This is a genomic window from Lacicoccus alkaliphilus DSM 16010 (assembly GCF_900142805.1).
In the GTDB taxonomy this organism is placed as follows: Bacteria; Bacillota; Bacilli; order Staphylococcales; family Salinicoccaceae; genus Lacicoccus; species Lacicoccus alkaliphilus.
Genome location: NZ_FRCF01000002.1, coordinates 506,245 through 525,377, shown reverse-complemented (window position 1 = coordinate 525,377; position 19,133 = coordinate 506,245). Strand labels below are relative to the sequence as shown.

The 19,133-nt window shown below is 48.7% G+C and carries 20 protein-coding genes and 1 other annotated feature; of the genes, 18 read left to right on the top strand and 2 right to left on the bottom strand.

The features are described from left to right. Positions 1-4: 4 nt before the first annotated feature. Complete coding sequence (locus BUA12_RS02845) at positions 5-1,165, top strand: aminotransferase class I/II-fold pyridoxal phosphate-dependent enzyme (RefSeq protein WP_072708093.1); 1,161 nt, start codon at positions 5-7, stop codon at positions 1,163-1,165. A gap of 53 nt (positions 1,166-1,218) precedes the next feature. On the opposite strand, the gene BUA12_RS02840 is transcribed toward BUA12_RS02845, so the two are convergent. Further along, positions 1,219-1,437 (bottom strand): hypothetical protein, encoded by a 219-nt coding sequence (locus BUA12_RS02840; protein WP_072708091.1) that lies wholly within the window; start codon positions 1,435-1,437, stop codon positions 1,219-1,221. Between the two features lie 37 nt (positions 1,438-1,474). Then, positions 1,475-1,897, bottom strand: a complete 423-nt coding sequence (locus tag BUA12_RS02835; protein WP_072708089.1) for a universal stress protein — start codon at positions 1,895-1,897, stop codon at positions 1,475-1,477. A 412-nt stretch (positions 1,898-2,309) separates the two neighbouring features. Here BUA12_RS02835 and mreC point away from each other — a divergent pair, with 412 nt between their 5' ends. From mreC to BUA12_RS02750, 17 genes are all read left to right on the top strand, one after another. Beyond that, entirely contained in the window at positions 2,310-3,158 is an 849-nt protein-coding gene (gene mreC / locus BUA12_RS02830) for a rod shape-determining protein MreC (RefSeq protein ID WP_072708087.1), read from the top strand. A 1-nt stretch (position 3,159) separates the two neighbouring features. Then, complete coding sequence (gene mreD, locus BUA12_RS02825) at positions 3,160-3,678, top strand: rod shape-determining protein MreD (protein WP_072708085.1); 519 nt, start codon at positions 3,160-3,162, stop codon at positions 3,676-3,678. A gap of 42 nt (positions 3,679-3,720) precedes the next feature. After that, positions 3,721-3,792, top strand: a sequence feature (ribosomal protein L21 leader region). 13 nt (positions 3,793-3,805) lie between these two features. Continuing rightward, a complete protein-coding gene (gene rplU, locus BUA12_RS02820; RefSeq protein ID WP_072708083.1) occupies positions 3,806-4,114 on the top strand; it encodes a 50S ribosomal protein L21 in 309 nt (102 codons plus the stop codon). Then, complete coding sequence (locus BUA12_RS02815; protein WP_072708081.1) at positions 4,114-4,434, top strand: ribosomal-processing cysteine protease Prp; 321 nt, start codon at positions 4,114-4,116, stop codon at positions 4,432-4,434. The genes rplU and BUA12_RS02815 overlap by 1 nt, the downstream gene beginning before the upstream one ends. Before the next feature lie 10 nt (positions 4,435-4,444). After that, a complete protein-coding gene (gene rpmA / locus BUA12_RS02810) occupies positions 4,445-4,729 on the top strand; it encodes a 50S ribosomal protein L27 (RefSeq protein ID WP_072708079.1) in 285 nt (94 codons plus the stop codon). Between the two features lie 111 nt (positions 4,730-4,840). Next, on the top strand, positions 4,841-6,121 hold the full coding sequence (gene obgE, locus BUA12_RS02805; protein ID WP_072708077.1) for a GTPase ObgE: 1,281 nt from the start codon (positions 4,841-4,843) through the stop codon (positions 6,119-6,121). 8 nt (positions 6,122-6,129) lie between these two features. Beyond that, a complete protein-coding gene (gene ruvA / locus BUA12_RS02800; protein WP_072708075.1) occupies positions 6,130-6,705 on the top strand; it encodes a Holliday junction branch migration protein RuvA in 576 nt (191 codons plus the stop codon). A 10-nt stretch (positions 6,706-6,715) separates the two neighbouring features. Beyond that, positions 6,716-7,744 (top strand): Holliday junction branch migration DNA helicase RuvB, encoded by a 1,029-nt coding sequence (gene ruvB, locus BUA12_RS02795; protein ID WP_072708073.1) that lies wholly within the window; start codon positions 6,716-6,718, stop codon positions 7,742-7,744. A 2-nt stretch (positions 7,745-7,746) separates the two neighbouring features. After that, entirely contained in the window at positions 7,747-8,796 is a 1,050-nt protein-coding gene (gene queA / locus BUA12_RS02790; protein WP_072708883.1) for a tRNA preQ1(34) S-adenosylmethionine ribosyltransferase-isomerase QueA, read from the top strand. Further along, positions 8,777-9,925 carry a tRNA guanosine(34) transglycosylase Tgt gene (gene tgt, locus BUA12_RS02785; protein WP_072708070.1) on the top strand — a complete coding sequence of 383 codons (1,149 nt, stop codon included), beginning with the start codon at positions 8,777-8,779 and terminating at the stop codon, positions 9,923-9,925. Before queA ends, tgt begins: the two co-directional genes overlap by 20 nt. 18 nt (positions 9,926-9,943) lie before the next feature. After that, positions 9,944-10,204 (top strand): preprotein translocase subunit YajC, encoded by a 261-nt coding sequence (gene yajC, locus BUA12_RS02780; protein ID WP_072708068.1) that lies wholly within the window; start codon positions 9,944-9,946, stop codon positions 10,202-10,204. A 97-nt stretch (positions 10,205-10,301) separates the two neighbouring features. Then, positions 10,302-12,581, top strand: coding sequence for a protein translocase subunit SecD (secD, locus tag BUA12_RS02775; RefSeq protein ID WP_072708066.1), 2,280 nt, complete (start codon positions 10,302-10,304; stop codon positions 12,579-12,581). A gap of 56 nt (positions 12,582-12,637) precedes the next feature. Then, entirely contained in the window at positions 12,638-14,911 is a 2,274-nt protein-coding gene (recJ, locus tag BUA12_RS02770; RefSeq protein ID WP_072708064.1) for a single-stranded-DNA-specific exonuclease RecJ, read from the top strand. Continuing rightward, the gene (locus BUA12_RS02765; protein WP_072708062.1) at positions 14,901-15,419 is read left to right on the top strand and encodes an adenine phosphoribosyltransferase; all 519 of its coding nucleotides are present in this window, start codon (positions 14,901-14,903) and stop codon (positions 15,417-15,419) included. Before recJ ends, BUA12_RS02765 begins: the two co-directional genes overlap by 11 nt. Before the next feature lie 97 nt (positions 15,420-15,516). Beyond that, the gene (locus tag BUA12_RS02760) at positions 15,517-17,682 is read left to right on the top strand and encodes a RelA/SpoT family protein (RefSeq protein ID WP_072708060.1); all 2,166 of its coding nucleotides are present in this window, start codon (positions 15,517-15,519) and stop codon (positions 17,680-17,682) included. A gap of 9 nt (positions 17,683-17,691) precedes the next feature. Then, positions 17,692-18,144, top strand: a complete 453-nt coding sequence (dtd, locus tag BUA12_RS02755) for a D-aminoacyl-tRNA deacylase (protein WP_072708058.1) — start codon at positions 17,692-17,694, stop codon at positions 18,142-18,144. Then, the gene (locus tag BUA12_RS02750; RefSeq protein WP_072708056.1) at positions 18,144-18,899 is read left to right on the top strand and encodes an N-acetylmuramoyl-L-alanine amidase family protein; all 756 of its coding nucleotides are present in this window, start codon (positions 18,144-18,146) and stop codon (positions 18,897-18,899) included. Before dtd ends, BUA12_RS02750 begins: the two co-directional genes overlap by 1 nt. Positions 18,900-19,133: the final 234 nt, after the last annotated feature.

Here is a 19,133-nt window from a genome sequence, read left to right as displayed (position 1 = left end):
TTGAATGAATGAGTTATTGAAGTCGGTGCCTGAAAGCTACTTTGCAAGTGTCAGCACATTGGATGAAAACCTGGAGATTGGTGAAAAGCCGCTCATCAATATGGCGGTCGGAATTCCGGACGGACCGGCGCCGGAGACCGTCATGGGGACGGTGAAATCAGCGGCCGATGACCCGCTCAATCATAAATATCCCGGCTTTCGCGGACGGCCGTCATTCAAAAAAGCGATCATTGATTTTTATAGGAGGCATTATGATGTTGAACTGAAGGATGAAAACATTGCGATCCTTTACGGTACGAAAAGCATGCTCGTCCAGTTTCCGATGATCTTCATCGAGCCCGGCGAGGGTGTCTATCTGCCGGACCCGGGTTATGCGGATTATGGGGCGGGTGTGGACCTTGCCAGGGGCATCAGGTATGATCTGCCACTGCTGGCGGAAAACAACTTCCTGCCTGACTATGAGTCACTCGATCCGGATGAGCTCGATAATGCCCGGCTGATCTATCTGAACTACCCTTCCAATCCGCTCGGTACGGTGGCGACGAAGGAATTTTTTGAAGAGACCGTCAGCCGATTCAAAAACACAGGCACTAAAATCGTACATGACTTTGCATATGCTGCCTTCGGCTATGGAGGTGGGCATCCAAGCATCCTTCAAAGCGATCGGGAATTCTCAACGGCGGTCGAAGTGTATTCATTTTCGAAAAGCTACAATATGTCCGGGTTCCGCTCCGGGTTTGCGGTGGGCAATAAAGAGATGATCGAAGCGATCAACATTTATCAGGATCATACTCAGACAGGCATGTGGGGTGTGCTGCAGGAAGCCTCCATCACGGCGCTGAATGAAGAAGATGACTTTTTGATCCGCCAGAATGAGATTTTCAAAGCGAGGAAAGATAAGGTGATCGGGGCACTCTCGGAAGCGGGGATCCCCATACGGCCGATCGAAGGTGGCATATTCGGTTGGATCCGTGTGCCTGAAGGGTTCGACGGTGAGGGCTTCGTGAAATACCTGCTTAAGGAAGCATCCATCCTGGCAACTCCGGGGATCCCGTTCGGTACCCGGGGCAAGGCGTTCATCCGTATATCACTGGCTGTGGATGATGCAGACTTGGATGAGTGCATAGAAAGGCTCAAAAACATATCACATTTGTGGGATGAATAAATATTTTGGATTGGAAAAGCCCGCAAACCTCATGGTTTGCGGGCTTTTCCTGTTCAGACGAGCGGAATTTTCCTCTTTGCCATATAAGTGACGATCAGAGCCATCACCGGGATCAGAGGCATGAAGGTGAATCCGCTGATGAAGTAGACGATCGGAATGAAGATGGATGTCAGCCCGAGAAAGAAAAAGAGCTGCGACTGTTTTTGCAATGCGTAGAAAAACAGGAAGATGCCCTCGATCATCAGAATGATCAGTATGATATTGACCAGCATTACGAATCCGTCCTTCCCGGATGAGTTGCGGTATGAGTCATTTGACTATAAGAACCGGTGTATTGACGCGTTTGGCAATCTTGTGGGTGACGTGTCCCAGCACATGTTTGATGTCACGGCGGGAACGTTTGTTGCTCATGACCACCACATCATAGTGATTTTCATTGATCTGCTTTAAAAGCGTCTGGGTGATCAAACCGGATGCGAATTCAAACTGGTAATTCAAACCGAGCTCATCCAATTGATCGGTGAATGGTTTCAATTGTTCCTTTTTGTCCCCGGCGAGCGTCTCGAAGTGTTTCCCTGCATACCTGACACTGTTAGCAAGTTCACCTTCAGGAATGACATGGAAAATGGTGATCATATGATCCGGGTCGTCCCCGGCCAGCTTTTTCAGCTGCCCGGGCACGTTGCTGAAAGAATTTCCGAAATCGTATGGCAGCAGTATATTTTTGTACATGGTTCCACACCTCTCATATCTTGTTACTTTTAAGGTACTGGTTTTTCATTGAATTGGCAATCGCCAGGCCGGGTTTTGGTAAATTTCCGCGACTGAAACCCGGAAATATGCCGTATGCATGGAAAGTGTGATATGTAAATTAAATCTTGCCGATAACCCTTGATTCATAAGTGGGATATGGTTACCATATAGTTACACGAAGACGACATAACAAGGTCACTTGTTCGAACGAACAACACCTTTTGATAGAACGCTCTGTTCTAGATATCATATATTATATTATTATCTTTCATAAAAGGGGCCGGGAAACCGGCCCCTGTTTTTATGTGCTTATTCGACGATATATGTATTTCTTATGGCTCATGGTTTATGGTATTCTCTTATATACATAGTCTACTGGAGGAGTGGCTCGGTGAATAAACTTTTAAACAGGAATAAGATGTTGATCATCCTATTCGGCATCATAATATTGATAGTGTTCATAGGGTTTTCGATGACGGACAGGTCGTCGACCACCAAAGCGGAACAGTTCACGGGTGATACCGTTGCTGCCTCACAGTCCATAATCGGGGCGCCTGTGCACTTCGTGTCCAACATTTTCACAAATATTACAGAATTGTTCGGTGCAGCGGCGGAAAATGAAGCACTCCGGACACAGCTGGAAATGGTGCCGCAGATGCATGCCGATATAGGACGCCTTGAAGCTGAGAACGAGAGGCTGAGGGATGCGCTTGAAGTCAGTGCAAAAAGGAATTACGACACGATCAATTCACGGGTGATATCCCGTTCCCAGGATCAGTGGCTGAACAATTTCACCATTGATAAGGGGGAAAATGACGGCATTGAAGAGGGGATGGCCGTCATGACGCCTGAAGGGCTCATCGGGATGGTCAGGCGTGTGAACGGGAACTCGAGCTTCGTTGAAATGATCACGACCAGCGTTTCCCAGAACAACCTGTCGGTCGAGATTCATAACGGTGATGCCACCATATACGGTGCGATTGATCATTATAATAGTGAAAGAGGCCTGCTTGTCGTCGACAATATACAAAACACCGCAACCATCGAGCCCGGCGATGCCGTGTTCACCAGCGGTCTTGTCGGTGATTTCCCGGAAGGCCTGATTGTGGGTGAAGTGGTGCGGGTTGAAAATGATGAGTACGGATTGAGTCAGAACGCATTCATCCAGCTGGCAAGCGACCCATCCGAAGTGGATGTCGTGTTCGTGCTGGAACGCGATCCGGATTCGCTGGGTGAATGATATGAGGATGATAGTGATATTCCTCATGGCGCTCGTGCTGATGTACGGTGATTTTCTATTTGCGGACTTCAGCCCGTTCGATGCGGGCCGGTTGACCATATATACGGTGCCCAAGATGCTTCTGATGTTCATCCTCTTGATGTCGGTCTACATCAACCGATCGATCAGCAGCTTCTTCGCCATCGTTTTCGGTATTTTGATCGATATTTACAGCGGCCTCGTCTATGGTGTACATACATTTGGTATGGTGGCGTTCGTCTTTTTCATGCATACCGCCTTCCGTGTATTTTATAAGGATTTCGTAGCGATGGCTTTCGTGGTGCTCACCCTGACATTTTTGTACGATGCGTACATCTATACAATCTACAGGATACTCGGGCTCGTCACCCTGCCGATATTCGACTATATCGCACTCAGGGGCCTGCCGAGCCTGATTTTGAATGCGCTGCTTTTCATCATCGTCTTCATCATCACTCTGCAGACTTCGAAAGTCCGTAAAAACCTCCTGCCGAAACATTGACATTGAAGTTGTCGGTTGGTATAATCTAGAAGTTGATAAATTTGTAAACATCAACCGCACAATCATGGGTTCAAGTGTTGAGGCCACCCATGGATGGCGTGTCTTAAACAAATCAGGAGGTGTAAGTATGTTTGCAATCATTGAAACCGGCGGTAAGCAGGTTAAAGTAGAAGAAGGTCAGACGATCTTTGTTGAAAAACTGGAAGCAGAAGAAGGTGCAACCTTCACTTTTGACAAAGTGCTTCTAGTCGGAGGAGACAGCGTCAAAGTCGGTGCTCCTACAGTAGAAGGCGCGACTGTTTCGGCAAAAGTTGAAAAACACGGCCGCGGCAAGAAAATCACAGTTGTCAAATTCAAACGCAGAAAGAACTACAAGCGTAAACAGGGACATCGTCAGCCTTATACAAAACTGACTATTGAAAAGATCGAAGCCTGATGATCAGAGTCGATATTCATAAAGATCAGGCTGGCCGGATCGAATCTTTCGAGATGAGCGGTCATGCGGGCTTTGGTGAATATGGAAAAGACATTGTCTGTGCAGGTGCTTCGGCAGTCGTATTCGGCAATGTGAATGCAGTCCTGTCCATGACGGAATCCGATCCGGGCATCGAATTGGATGATGACGGCGGATACTTACATTTCGATGTGGACGATCCGGACGATGAAAAACTGCAGACGATCCTTGAAGCGATGATCATTTCATTGAAGACCATTGAAGAAGAATACAGCGAACACATAAGAATCGAATATTTGTGAGGTGAATGACATGCTAAAATTAAACTTACAGTTCTTTGCATCGAAAAAAGGGGTAGGTTCGACAAGAAACGGCCGTGACTCCGAATCAAAGCGTCTTGGTGCTAAAAGACAGGACGGTCAATACGTTACAGGTGGATCCATTCTATTCCGTCAGCGCGGAACTAAAATCCATCCGGGTGAAAATGTGGGTCGTGGCGGCGACGATACATTATTCGCTAAAATTGACGGCGTAGTTAAATATGAGCGTCTTGGACGTAACAAAAAACGTGTTTCCGTATATCAGGAAGCTAAATAATTTTTTGTAACCAAAAGCATCAGCGGCTGCTGATGCTTTTTATTTTGATTACAGGAAAAAGGCAAAGTATTTTTAATAATGATATAATATTAAAGTGATTGAGGTGAGAATATGTTCATAGATCAGGTAAAGATTTCTTTAAAGTCCGGAGACGGCGGTAACGGTCTCGTGGCGTACAGGAGAGAGAAGTATGTGCCACTCGGCGGACCGGCCGGCGGTGACGGCGGTGACGGGGCAAGCATTATATTCGAAGTGGATGAAGGTTTGAGGACGCTGCTTGATTTCCGTTACCAGCGCCACTTCAAGGCGAAACGCGGTGAAAACGGCATGAACTCCAATATGCACGGTAAAAACAGCGAGCCGCTCATACTGAAAGTGCCGCCCGGCACGGTGATTAAAAAAGTCGAAGATGGCGAGACACTTGCAGACTTGACGACACATGGCCAGCAGGCTGTCGTCGCCAAAGGCGGACGGGGCGGACGCGGCAACTCAAGGTTCGCATCCAGCCGGAATCCGGCACCGGATTTTGCGGAAAATGGTGAACCGGGCGAGGAGTTCGAAGTTACGCTTGAACTGAAGCTGATGGCGGATGTGGGCCTTGTCGGGTTCCCGAGTGTCGGCAAATCAACGATACTGAACAGTGTGTCGAGGGCAAAACCAAAAATCGGCGCCTACCACTTCACGACGATTTCCCCGAACCTCGGGGTGGTGCAGTCCGGAGACGGCCGTTCATTCGTCATGGCGGATCTGCCAGGCCTCATCGAAGGTGCTGCTGAAGGGTCCGGTCTGGGCCATCAGTTCCTTCGGCACATCGAGCGGACACGGGTGATCGTCCATGTGGTCGACATCAGTGAGATGGAAGGCCGCGATGCTGTGGAAGATTATCATGCCATCCGACGGGAACTCGGTGAATATAACCCGGTGCTGCTTGAGCGCCCGGAAATCATTGTGCTGAATAAGATGGATCTGCTGGAAGATGAGGAGATCATCGATCTCTTCACCCAGGAAGTCGGGGAAGATAAAGAAATTCTGCCGATATCTGCAGCGACGCATGAAAATCTTCAGCCTCTGCTTTATAAGATAGCGGATACGCTTGATGCTGCAGAAGAAGTTGAAGTGGAAATCGATGATACTGATGAGCGTGTCGTCTACAGACATGAGAAAGATCCTGATGCATTCAAAGTCAGCCGTGACGACGACGGTGCTTATGTCGTCAGCGGACCGAGCATCGAGCGGATGTTCATGATGACCGACTTCAACCGGGATGCAGCAGCCAGAAGGTTTGCCCGCCAGATGCGTTCGATGGGCATCGATGATGCCCTGCGTGAAAAAGGGATCCAGGCAGGGGATACTGTCAGGATACTCGGCGGAGAATTTGAATTTGTGGAATAGGTGAGGAAATGTATCAGTATATAGAAGGTACGGTGGCATACGTCTCCCCGCACAATATCACGGTTGACGTTTCGGGCGTGGGATATCTGATCCACGTACCGAATCCGTTCAGGTTCGAAAGTGAACAGGGGACGAAACTGTGTATATTCACGGAATTGATCGTAAGGGATGACAGCCATACATTATATGGTTTCAAGGAGCGGGAGGAAAAGCAGCTCTTCCAGCATCTGCTTAAAGTAAAGGGCATCGGCCCTAAAAGTGCGCTTGCGATTCTTGCATCGAGTGCACCGGATGAAGTCATCACTGCAATCGAACGGGAAGACCAGGCGTTCATGAGCAAGTTTCCCGGGATTGGGAAGAAGACGGCAAGTCAGATCATACTGGATCTGAAAGGCAAACTGGAAGCCGGGGACGGGACTGCCGCACCGGCCCGAAATAATCATGTCAAAGAAGCAGTGCTTGCTTTGGAGGCACTTGGCTACAGCAGGAAAGAACTTGCAAAAGTGGAGAAGAAACTGCAGGAGGAAAACTTCGGTTCAGTGGATGCCGCAGTGAAAGCAGGCTTGAAATTATTAGTTCAATAGAGGTGTTATTATGAATGAACATGATGACAGGATTTTAGATGAACATCAGAATCTGGAAGATATGGATATGGAGATGTCATTGCGTCCGGAATATTTAAAGCAGTATATCGGTCAGAATGCCATGAAGAAGAATCTGGAAGTCTTCATAGAAGCTGCAAAAATCAGGGGTGAGGCGCTTGACCACGTCATTTTACACGGCCCGCCGGGACTCGGTAAGACGACGCTTTCAAACATCATCGCCCGCGAGATGGATGTCAATATACGCACGACTTCCGGTCCGGCCATCGAGCGGGCCGGAGATCTTGCTGCCATCTTATCGAGTCTTGAGCCGGGGGATGTCCTGTTCATCGATGAAATCCATCGCCTGCCGCGTGCTGTGGAGGAGATTCTTTATTCGGCCATGGAAGACTTCTTCATCGACGTCGTGATAGGCAAAGGGGAAGAGGCGAGAAGTATCCGCATCGACCTGCCGCCTTTCACACTTGTCGGGGCCACCACGAGGTTCGGCAGTCTGAGCGCTCCGCTGCGCGACCGTTTCGGTGTTCAGCTGAGACTCGAATACTATGATATCGACAGCCTGATCACCATCGTCCACAGGACGGCGGAGATTTTCAACATCGATATCGATGAGGACAGTGCCGTCGAACTCGCAAGACGTTCGAGGGGGACGCCGAGGATTGCGAACCGTCTGCTCCGTCGTGTGAGGGACTTCTCCCTCGTCAAGGATGAGACATCAGTATCCCTTGAGACGACCAATCATGCCCTGAAAGTGCTTGAAGTCGATCCAATGGGTCTTGATCCGGTGGACCACCGTATCATGAACACCATCATCGATACATATAACGGGGGGCCGGTCGGACTTGAAACGGTTGCAGTGTCCATAGGCGAGGAAGTGATCACACTGCTTGACGTCTATGAACCGTTTCTGATCCAGCAGGGGTTCCTCGAGCGGACACCGAGGGGCCGCAGGGCGACAGCCAAAAGTTATGAATACTTTAAACAGGGTATACAGCCGAAAGTTTTTGGAAATGAGGAATGATTTTGAAGCTTGAAGAATTTGATTTCGAACTGCCGGAAGCGCTGATTGCGCAGACACCGCTCAAAGACCGCGCAGCAAGCCGGCTGCTCGCATTGAACAAAAATGACGGGACCATTGAAGATCATACATTCAGTGAGGTCGTCCGGTACTTCAACGAAGGAGATGTTCTGGTGCTTAACGACACCAAAGTGCTGCCTGCGCGCCTGTATGGCGTCAAACAGGATACAGGTGCCAAAATCGAGATGCTCCTCCTCACCCCGCTGGAAGACGGTTATGAAGTGTTGATACGACCGGCGAAAAAGGTGAAGGCAGGGACGAAGGTCGTTTTCGGCAACGGCGAGCTGATCGCCGAATGCACCGCGACTTTCGACGAGGGCATCCGTCATGTGAAACTCCATCATGAAGGGATACTGGAAAATGTTCTTGATGTACTGGGTGAGATGCCCTTACCGCCGTATATAAAAGAACGGTTGGAAGACAAGGACAGGTATCAGACGGTGTTTGCCAGGGAGTCCGGTTCTGCAGCTGCACCTACGGCGGGGCTGCACTTCACGGAAGAGCTGCTTGCAGAAATCGAGGCCTCCGGCGTCAAAATCGTCTACATCACCCTGCACGTCGGCCTGGGGACCTTCAGGCCGGTCAGTGCCGAGACGATTGAAGATCACAAGATGCATTCTGAGTATTATTTGATTTCCCGTGAGACCGCTGATATATTGAATGAGGCGAAAAGTGCCGGCAACAGGATCATCAGCGTGGGCACGACCAGCACGAGGACGCTCGAGACGGTCATGAGGGACCACGGCGCTTTCAAAGAAGCCAGTGGGTTTACGGATATATTCATATATCCCGGATTCAGCTACAAGGCTGTGGATACGCTCATCACCAATTTCCATCTGCCGAAATCCTCCCTTGTCATGCTGGTCAGTGCATTCAGTTCAAGGGGTATGATACTGGATGCGTACGCGCATGCGGTTGATGAAAAATACCGGTTTTTCAGTTTTGGAGATGCAATGATCATTCATGGAGGTGAAAATGATGGCGATACGCTATGAACATATTAAAACATGTAAACAGACAGGGGCGAGGCTAGGAAAGCTCCATACACCCCACGGGGTGATTGATACGCCGATCTTCATGCCGGTGGGTACTCTGGCGACTGTGAAATCCATGACTCCGGAAGAACTTGCAGATATAGGGAGTCAGATCATCCTGTCGAACACTTATCATTTGTGGTTGAGACCGGGAAGTGATCTCATCAGGGAAGCGGGCGGACTTCATAAGTTCATGAACTGGGATAAACCGATCCTGACCGATTCCGGCGGATTTCAGGTGTTCAGTTTAAGTGACTCACGAAAAATTGAAGAGGAAGGCGTGCATTTCAGAAGCCACCTCGACGGCTCCAAACTGTTCTTGAGCCCCGAAGGCGCCATGGATATACAGCACGATCTCGGTTCCGATATCATGATGTCATTCGATGAATGTCCGCCGATACCCGCTGAGCATAAATATGTGAAAGATTCCATAGAACGGACGACGAGATGGGCCGAGAGGGGTCTTGAGCACCACATCAAAAAGGGCCGTGATAAACATCAGGCACTTTTCGGCATCGTCCAGGGCGGTGAATATGAAGACCTGCGTGCCCAGAGTGCAAAAGACCTGGTGAGCATGGATTTTCCGGGTTATTCAATCGGCGGGCTGTCCGTCGGTGAGCCGAAACCTGTGATGTACAGGATGCTAGAACAAACGATTCCGCTCCTGCCTGAGAACAAACCACGCTACCTGATGGGCATAGGCTCCCCCGACTCATTGATCGAAGGTGTCATGCGCGGAGTGGATATGTTCGACTGTGTGCTGCCGACGAGAATCGCAAGGAATGGGACGACCATGACTTCCAGCGGCAGGGTCGTCGTGAAAAATAAAAAATTCGAGCGTGATTTCACGCCGCTCGATCCGAATTGTGACTGTTATACATGTAAAAATTACAGTAAAGCGTATTTACGCCATCTGTTTAAAGCAGATGAAATACTCGGCCTCAGACTTACCACTTATCATAACCTGTATTTTCTGTTAAAATTGATGGAAGATGTTCGAAGTGCGATTTTAAATGATAATTTATTGGATTTTAAAGAAGCGTTTTTCGACTCATATGGATTGAATGTTGAAAATCCTAAAAACTTTTAAAGGAGTGTTTGAGAAAGAATGGAATTCATAATGCCATTATTACCTTTTATTGCAATCATTTTGGTCATGTACTTCCTGATGATCCGACCTGCCCAAAAGAAGCAGCGCGAAGTCCAGGAAATGCAGGAATCGCTGCAAAAGGGCGATGACATCATCACCATCGGCGGCGTCCACGGCCGTGTCGAGTCATTCGACCAGAAACATATGTACATACTGACTGATGATCAGGGTACAGTGCTTAAATTCGAAAGAGTTGCATTAAAAGAAGTCGTTAAATAATACAAAGTCGGCACTCGTTGTCGGCTTTCATATTTTAATTTGACATCATTAACGTTATAATGAGTACGTTAACTTGTGAAAAATAGAGGTGTCATACTTGAGGAATAAATTAAGTTACATAATCATAGCTTTGATCGTGAGCATCGGACTGGTGACGGTCGTCTCACTCACTGCAGAGGATGTCGGGGAGGATGTCAGCCTCGGACTTGACCTGCAGGGCGGTTTCGAAGTGCTTTACGAAGTGGAGCCGTTGAATGAAGGGGACGAAATCGACGAGACGGCAGTCACAAGCACTGCCAGCACTCTGGATTCACGTGTCAACGTCCTCGGTGTCTCAGAACCCAATATTCAGATAGAAGAAGGGAACAGGATCAGAGTCCAGCTTGCCGGTGTGGAAGACCAGACCGAGGCAAGGGAATTGCTCAGCACCCAGGCGGAACTCACCATCCGCGATGTGGATGATGAACTCCTCTTATCCGGCGCGGACCTGGTGGAAGGCGGGGCAAGCCAGAACTTCGATGAGTTCAACAATGCAATCGTCTCCCTTGAACTGAGGGATGCGGAAAACTTCCGGGATATCACGGAAGAGATTTCCGAACGTCCGCCCGGCGAGAATATGATGGTCATCTGGATGGATTTCGTGGAAGGTGAAGATTCTTTCGAAGAGGAAATCCAGAAAGAAGACCCCAAGTTCATATCGGCACCGACAGTCAGTGAACCCATCTACTCCACCGAAGTCATGATTTCCGGCGGTTTTGAAGGACAGGAAGGTGTGGAAAGGGCCCAAAACATCGCAGCCCTTCTAAACTCCGGCGCACTGCCGGTGCAGTTGACAGAAGTATACTCAACTTCTGTCGGTGCGCAGTTCGGCGAACAGGCGCTCCAGGAAACGATTTTTGCGGGCCTGATCGGCATCATGCTCGTTTTCATATACATGATCGGTTTCTACAGGCTGCCGGGTCTGATTGCAACAGTCACGCTGATCGTCTATATATATCTGACGGTGTTCGGTTTTAATATGATCAATGGTGTTCTGACACTGCCCGGCATCGCGGCCCTCATACTCGGGGTCGGCATGGCGGTGGATGCGAACATCATCCTTTATGAACGCCTGAAAGATGAGGTGCGTATCGGCCGCAAAATTAAAACAGCTTATAAAAAAGCGGCGCAGAATTCAATCTGGACGATTCTGGATGCGAACATCACGACGCTGATTGCCGGTCTTGTCCTGTTCGCATTCGGTACAAGCAGTGTAAAAGGCTTCGCTACAATGCTCATCCTTTCCATAATCATGAGTTTCGTCACCGCAGTATTCCTGACCAGGGTGCTGATGAGGCTTGTGATCCATTCAGGTTACCTGAACGATAAATTATGGTTGTTCGGCGTCCGCGAGAAAGACAGGTACAAGCTGAGTGAAGGCAAGGATATAGAAGACCTGTCGACCCCTTGGGACCGTTTCGATTTTGTTAGGCATATGAAGAAATTCTTCCTCCTCAGCGGCATTTTGCTGCTGCTTGGCCTTGGTGCGCTTGCGGCATTCAACCTGAACCTCGGTGTTGATTTCACCAGCGGTACACGCGCGGACATCGAAACCACGGAGGATGCAGGTGTGGATGAAGTCGAGGACACTCTCGTCGAACTCGGCATCCCGCCGGACAGCATCACGACGTCCGGGGATGATATAGTGGTGGCGAGGTATACCAGCGATTTATCGCAGGACGAACTGACGGCCATGCAGGACACCTTCGAAGAAATGTACGGGGTCGTACCGATGACCAGCACAGTGAGTCCGGTCATCGGCCAGGAACTGGTGCAGAATGCAATCATGGCATTGCTGATTGCTTCGATAGGCATCATACTCTATGCCTCCATACGTTTCGAATGGCGGATGGCACTGCCGGCGGTCGTCGCATTGATGCATGACGTATTCATCATGGTGGCCATGTTCTCGATCCTGAGGATAGAAGTGGACATCACATTCGTCGCAGCAGTCCTGACCATCGTCGGTTACTCCATCAATGACACGATCGTGACACTGGACAGGGTGCGGGAGAACCTCCGCAAGGTCAAAGTCATCCGGGACGAAGCGACGATTGATATGATCATCAACCGATCGCTCAGGCAGACGGCCACCAGGTCCATCAATACCGTATTGACGGTGGCACTGGTCGTAATGCTCCTCGTGGTGCTCGGCAGCAACTCGATATTCGGCTTCAGCCTCGGGCTCCTGATCGGCCTGGTGAGTGGCGTGTACTCTTCATTCTTCATCGCCATCCAGTTGTGGGGTGTGCTGAAGAAACAGCAGCTCAGGAAAAACGACGGTGAACTGGTCGTTTATGAAGAAGAGAAACCGGACGATGAAAAGATTTTAGTTTAATATTATTGGAAAATGCCTGGATGTTCCGGGCATTTTTTTAAAGGGATGAAGATTGTATGTTTAAATCCAAATATGAATGGAAAGTCCGTAAGACTGGAGATGCGCTCGCTGAATCACTCATAAAAAAGTATGGCCTGAACAATCTTGAACAGCACATATTGGAAAAGAGAGGCTATACGACAGAGGCACAGCTTAAAAGCCTCTACGACGTCCAGCTGTATGATGAGAATGGCATCTTCGAGATCGGGGAAGCGGTCAGGAGGATTGAAGCGGCCGTGAATGACGGGGAAAACATTCTAATTTACGGCGACTTCGATGCTGACGGCATAACGAGCACCGCCATCCTGTATTCAGCATTGAAAAAGGCCGGTGCTGCCGTCACCTACATCATTCCAAACAGGATGGATCATGGATACGGCCCGAACATCGATCTCTTCAAAGAGCGTGTCACCGGCCGTCATGACCTTGTCATCACAGTGGATAACGGTGTCGCTGCAGTGGAAGAGATCGATTATCTGAAAGGTGAAAACATTGATGTGATCGTTGTGGACCACCATGAATTCGCAGAGACCATGCCTGAGGCGGTCGTCGTACACGCCGGCCATCCTGAAGGGAATTACCCCTTCAGGCATCTTGCGGGGGTGGGCGTCACATACAAACTGATCGCGGCCCTCGGTCTTGCAGAGGACGATATGCTTCCGCTTGTAGCGATCGGGACCGTCGCAGATATGGTCAGTATCACCGGGGAAAATAAAAAGCTGGTGATCGAGGGACTGAGGCGGCTCAACTCCGACCCTTCCACAGGAGTGAAAACCCTGCTCTCCGTCTCAGGACATACGGGTGTCGTGGATGAGGAGACCATCGGTTTCGGCATCGCTCCAAGATTGAACAGTTCAGGCAGGATTGCAGATGCAGAAATCGCAGTGGAGCTGCTGCTTACCGAAGACAGGACAAGAGCTTTTGAACTGGCTTCGGAACTTGAGTCTCTGAACGACGAAAGAAAAGAAATCGTCAAGGAGACATTCACGGATGCGAACCGAATGTACAAAGAGGATGAGGACATCATCATCGTGTACAGTGAACATTACCATCCCGGCGTCATCGGCATCGTCGCTTCTAAACTGACGGAAGCCTACGGCAAGCCGGCCATCGTCTTCACGCTCGACGGGAAGGTCTACAGAGGTTCAGCCCGGTCCGTCGAAGGGTTGAACCTGCTTGGGACGGTCAGGGAAAAAGACGCATACATCAATAAAATCGGCGGCCATTCTCAGGCCTTCGGCATAGAAGTGGATATGGAACATATCCGGGAGTTCCGGCAATCCGTCGAACAACATTTCAAAGAGAAGGATTTATCTTTAAAACCTGTAAAATATATCGATATGATGATGGAAAAGGATGAGTTCAAACTTGCTGAATTTGAACGGTTCGAAAAGCTGAAGCCGTTCGGCCAGGGTTTTGCGCGGCCGACCTTCATGATCAACCAGGGCCGCATACGGAGTCTGCGCCAGGTGGGTAAAGATAAGAATCACATCAAAATATCATTTCAGGATATTTCAATCGATACCATCGGTTTCAATTTCGGGCACCTCTTTCATGAAGTGGCTGTGGGGGATAAGATCAGTCTTGTCGGCACGGTCAACATCAACGAGTTCAACCAGAAGCGCTCACTGCAGATGATCATACAGGATGCGGAAATTTCAAATGTGCAGATCATCGACATGCGGAGCAGGGTGAGCCAGAACTTTGATATGATATCATCCGAAGACCATTTTTTAATCAGCAGCGACAAGGAGAAGAAGGGCGGGAATTATTTCCATTACGGAGAACAGCTCCCGTTTGCAATCGATACGCTGGTATTGCGTGATCTGCCGGAATCTCTGGAATCGCTCGCCGTATCCATCAAGAACATACACGTATCCAAAATCATCATGATCTTCAACACAAGGGACGAGTTTTATTTTACCGGCGCGCCTGATTTCACCCTGGTAAATGGTATATATCAGCTGATCAGGGAAAAAGAGGACCGGTCCGTCAACCTGATCAGGGATGCAGGGGCCTGGGCCGGCCACTTCAACATCAGTATGAAAATATTAAAAATGGTCACAGATATACTGGAAGAACTGCAGAAAATCAAAGTGGAAAATGGTATAATCAATAAGAAAGACACCAATACCGACATCACTGTAAGTGACGTCGAAAATTCGAAAGTTAGATCTGAAATCGATCATAGAATTCAATCTGAGGCAAAATTGAAAATGTCCTCGACCCAGGAATTGAAGAACTATATTAAATTATTGATTGCAGATGATGGAGGAAATGATGAATCTTAAAGAATATGTATCAGAAGTACAGGATTGGCCAAAAAAAGGTGTAAGTTTCAAAGATATCACGACGATCATGGATGATGGCGAGGCTTATGGCTATGCAACAGACCAGATCGTCGAGTTTGCAAAAGAGAAAGAAGTCGATATCGTCGTCGGGCCGGAAGCACGGGGCTTCATCATAGGATGTCCTGTTGCCTACAGCATGGGCATCGGTTTCGCTCCAGTGAGAAAAGCGGGAAAACTGCCGCGTGAAGTCATAGAGTATGAATATGACCTCGAGTACGGCTCCAACACCTTGACGATGCACAAAGATGCAATCAAGCCGGGACAAAGGGTACTGATCACCGACGATTTGCTTGCGACCGGCGGGACGATCGTTGCCACAATCAAACTTGTGGAAGCGCTCGGCGGAATCGTTGCCGGAATCGCGTTCCTGATCGAGCTTGATTATCTTGGCGGCAGAAACCTTCTTGAAGGTTACGAAACGGTTTCATTAATCTCATATGATGCTTAAAAAGTCTGGGAAATCAGGCTTTTTTTATAGCAGGATTTATTTGTTCCATAAATTATAGTATGATGGTTCTATCTATTTAAAATAAGGCGGTGAGGTCATGAGCAGGGAATATCCATATACTAAAGATGATGTCATGAAAATGTGTGAAGCTTATCTCTCCGATGAAGATATGAAGATGATCGGAAAAGCTTATGACCTGGCTTTTGAAGCACATGATGGGCAATTCAGGAAAAGTGGGTTACCCTATATTCTCCATCCTGTGCAGGTTGCGGGGATATTGGCCGAACTGAAGCTCGACGGCCCGACAATCATAGCCGGGTTTTTGCATGATGTCGTCGAGGATACAATTTACACTTATGATGATCTTGTGGAGATGTTCAATGAGGAAGTTGCAATCATCGTGGACGGTGTGACCAAACTTGAGAAAGTGAAATACCGCTCCCAGCAGGAGCAGCTGGCCGAAAATCACCGCAAATTGTTTATTGCGATCGCCAAGGATATCCGGGTCATCCTGGTGAAACTGGCGGACCGGCTGCATAACATGCGGACATTGAAGGCCATGCCGGAGGAAAAGCAGTACAGGACCTCCCTTGAAACACTTGAAATCTACGCGCCGCTTGCCCACCGCCTTGGTATTTCAAGCATCAAGTGGGAACTTGAGGATACGGCGCTCAGATATATCGAGCCGAAACAATACTTCAAAATCGTCAGCATGATGAAAAAGAAACGCAGCGAGCGTGAGGATGTCATCAATGATGCCATAGACAAGATAGAGTCCGAAATGGGGAAGACGAACATCGAAGGCAGTCTCTCAGGCAGGCCGAAGCATATTTTCAGCATATATAAAAAGATGAAAAAACAAAGCAAGCAGTTCGACCAGATTTTCGACCTGCTTGCTGTCAGGGTGCTGGTCGACAGCATCAAAGACTGTTACGCGGTACTTGGGGTGATCCATACAATCTGGAAACCGCTGCCCGGGCGGTTCAAAGATTATATCGCCATGCCGAAACCGAACATGTACCAGTCGCTGCATACGACGGTGGTCGGTCCGCAGGGCGATCCGCTTGAAATCCAGATCAGGACTTATGAGATGCATGAAATCGCAGAACACGGGGTTGCTGCACACTGGGCATATAAAGAAGGGAAAGAGGTCAAGGATACAGGCATCGATTGGTTCAAGGAACTCGTTGATCAGGAAACGTCCTCACCGGATGCCGAGGAATTCATGGAAGCATTGAAGACCGATCTGCTCAGTGATAAGGTTTACGTCTTCACCCCGAACGGAGATGTGGTGGAATTGCCAAAAGGTGCGGTACCCATAGATTTTGCATATCAGGTGCACTCTGAAGTCGGCAACCGGATGATCGGGGCCAAAGTGAACGGTAAAATCGTCACCATCGATCATCCTCTGGAGACGGGTGACATCGTCGAAATCAGGACGAGCAAGCAGTCGTACGGTCCAAGCATGGACTGGTTGAAATTGGTGAAGTCGTCCAGTGCCAAAAATAAGATCAGGTCCTTCTTTAAGAAGCAGGACCGGGCAAGTAATATTGAAAAAGGCAGGGTCAGTGTGGAAACGGAAATTAAGAAACGTGACCACAAACCAGACGATATATTGAAAGATAAATTCATCGAACCGGTGCTCGACAGATACAATCTGAATAACGAAGAGGATTTGTTTGCAATGATCGGGTTCGGCGGTGTGACCGCCCAGCAGGTGACCAACCGCCTCATGGAAAAATTCAAGACCGCTGAAGGCACCACGGCCAATGAGGTGGAGCAAATCGACCGCTCGCACCACTATAAGGAAATATCGACTGAATCGGGTGTTTATGTGGAAGGCATGGACAACCTGCTCATCAACCTTTCGAAATGCTGCAATCCCATACCCGGTGATGACATCACCGGATACATCACCAAAGGCCACGGGGTCAAAGTCCATGTATCCAGCTGCCCGAACATCGTCAATGAGACTGAACGGGTCATCGATGTCGAATGGGTCAAAAACAAGAACAAAGACCGGAAGTACCAGGCGGATCTGGAAATCAGAGGATATGACCGCACCGGCATGGTGAATGAGATATTGAATGTCATTGCAAGCACAAAATTCCCGATCACCCATGTCAATGCGAAAAGCGATGCAGATAAAAATGCGAGGGTGAATGTGGCGGTGATGGTGCAGAATACGACCGATCTGTACCGTATTGTTGATAAGATTAAACAATTGAAGGATATCTACAGTGTCGAAAGAGTATTTAAATGAGGTGGAAAGATGAAGGTAGTACTGCAAAAAGTGAAAGATGCGCGTGTAGTCAAACATGACTTGTATAATGAAATTAATGACGGTTATGTACTGCTTGTCGGAGTCAGTGAAGAGTCGACTTCTGCCGATGCTGTGAAACTGGCTGAGAAGATAGCGAAGTCCAGGAACTTTGAAGACGGGGAAGGTAAGATCAACCTTTCAATCGATGATGTCAAAGGTGAAATCCTGAGCATTTCCCAGTTCACATTATATGCAGATGTCAAAAAAGGCAACCGGCCGAGCTTCACCAAAGCTGCGGCAGGCGACCGGGCAATTAAATTGTATAAAGAATTCAATGCGGCGCTGGAAAGTTACGGCCTTACGGTGAAAGAAGGCTTTTTTGGAGAGCATATGAACGTGTACATCAACAACGACGGGCCGATCACCATCATCTATGAGTCGCGGGAGGGCAAGATCCTCTGATGAATGGTTTAAATAAAGGGACGGGCGGATTTTTGCGTGCTTTCACCGGCTTCCTGAAGCACAGGAAACCTGTATATATCATTCCGCTGTTTTTCATTGTATCAGCGATGGTGATCATATCTGCCGTATATTTTTTGTTTCAGGCAATGACTGCATTTGCAGGAAGCGGTGAAGATGGTGAGTGGACCCGTATCACCATGGACTTCGACCAGGAGTCGGATATCGCCTTCAACGGCGAGACGATCGTCATCGATCCCGGCCACGGCGGAAGGGACCCCGGTGCACCGAGTGTCTCCGGCAAGACGGAAGCCGAAATCGTCTACAGCATTGCAGTAAAAACCGCTGAAACACTGGAAGCAGCAGGTGCCAACGTGGTCTTCACAAGGGGTGAAGACGAGTATGCCTCGCTGGATGACAGGGAAGCTGAAGGCGATTTGTTTATCAGCTTACATAGTGACGCGATGGAAGACCCTTCCATCACTGGCTTCACCACCTTTTATACTTATGATCATCAGAGGGATTTTGCGGAGACGATGAATGCTGCGCTGGATGAATATTCAAGTTTCCGAAATCGTGGCACTCAGCAGTCCAACTTCCAGGTGATCTGGCAGCTCGATTATCCGGCCACACTGATCGAACTGGGGTATCTGAGCAATGAAATCGATGACAGGCTGTTATCGGATGAAGAATATCAGGCATTGATGGCCCGGGCGATCGTCGAAGGTATTCACGATTACCTGAACGGATCAGCTTGACTTTAAACGGTATAATGACTATTATAAATATTAATATGAATGAACAACCGTTTTATCTGAAGAGGGTATATCATAGCGGGCTCCAGAGATGTTTACACATGCTGAAAGTAGACACCTGCAAAATATATCTGCTGACACTTCGGAGAGGGTTCTGTCGGTACAGACGGTGGCAATCGTTATCATGCTAAAGGATCGGTCCGGTGTGGATTGATCAAATTAGGGTGGCAACACGGC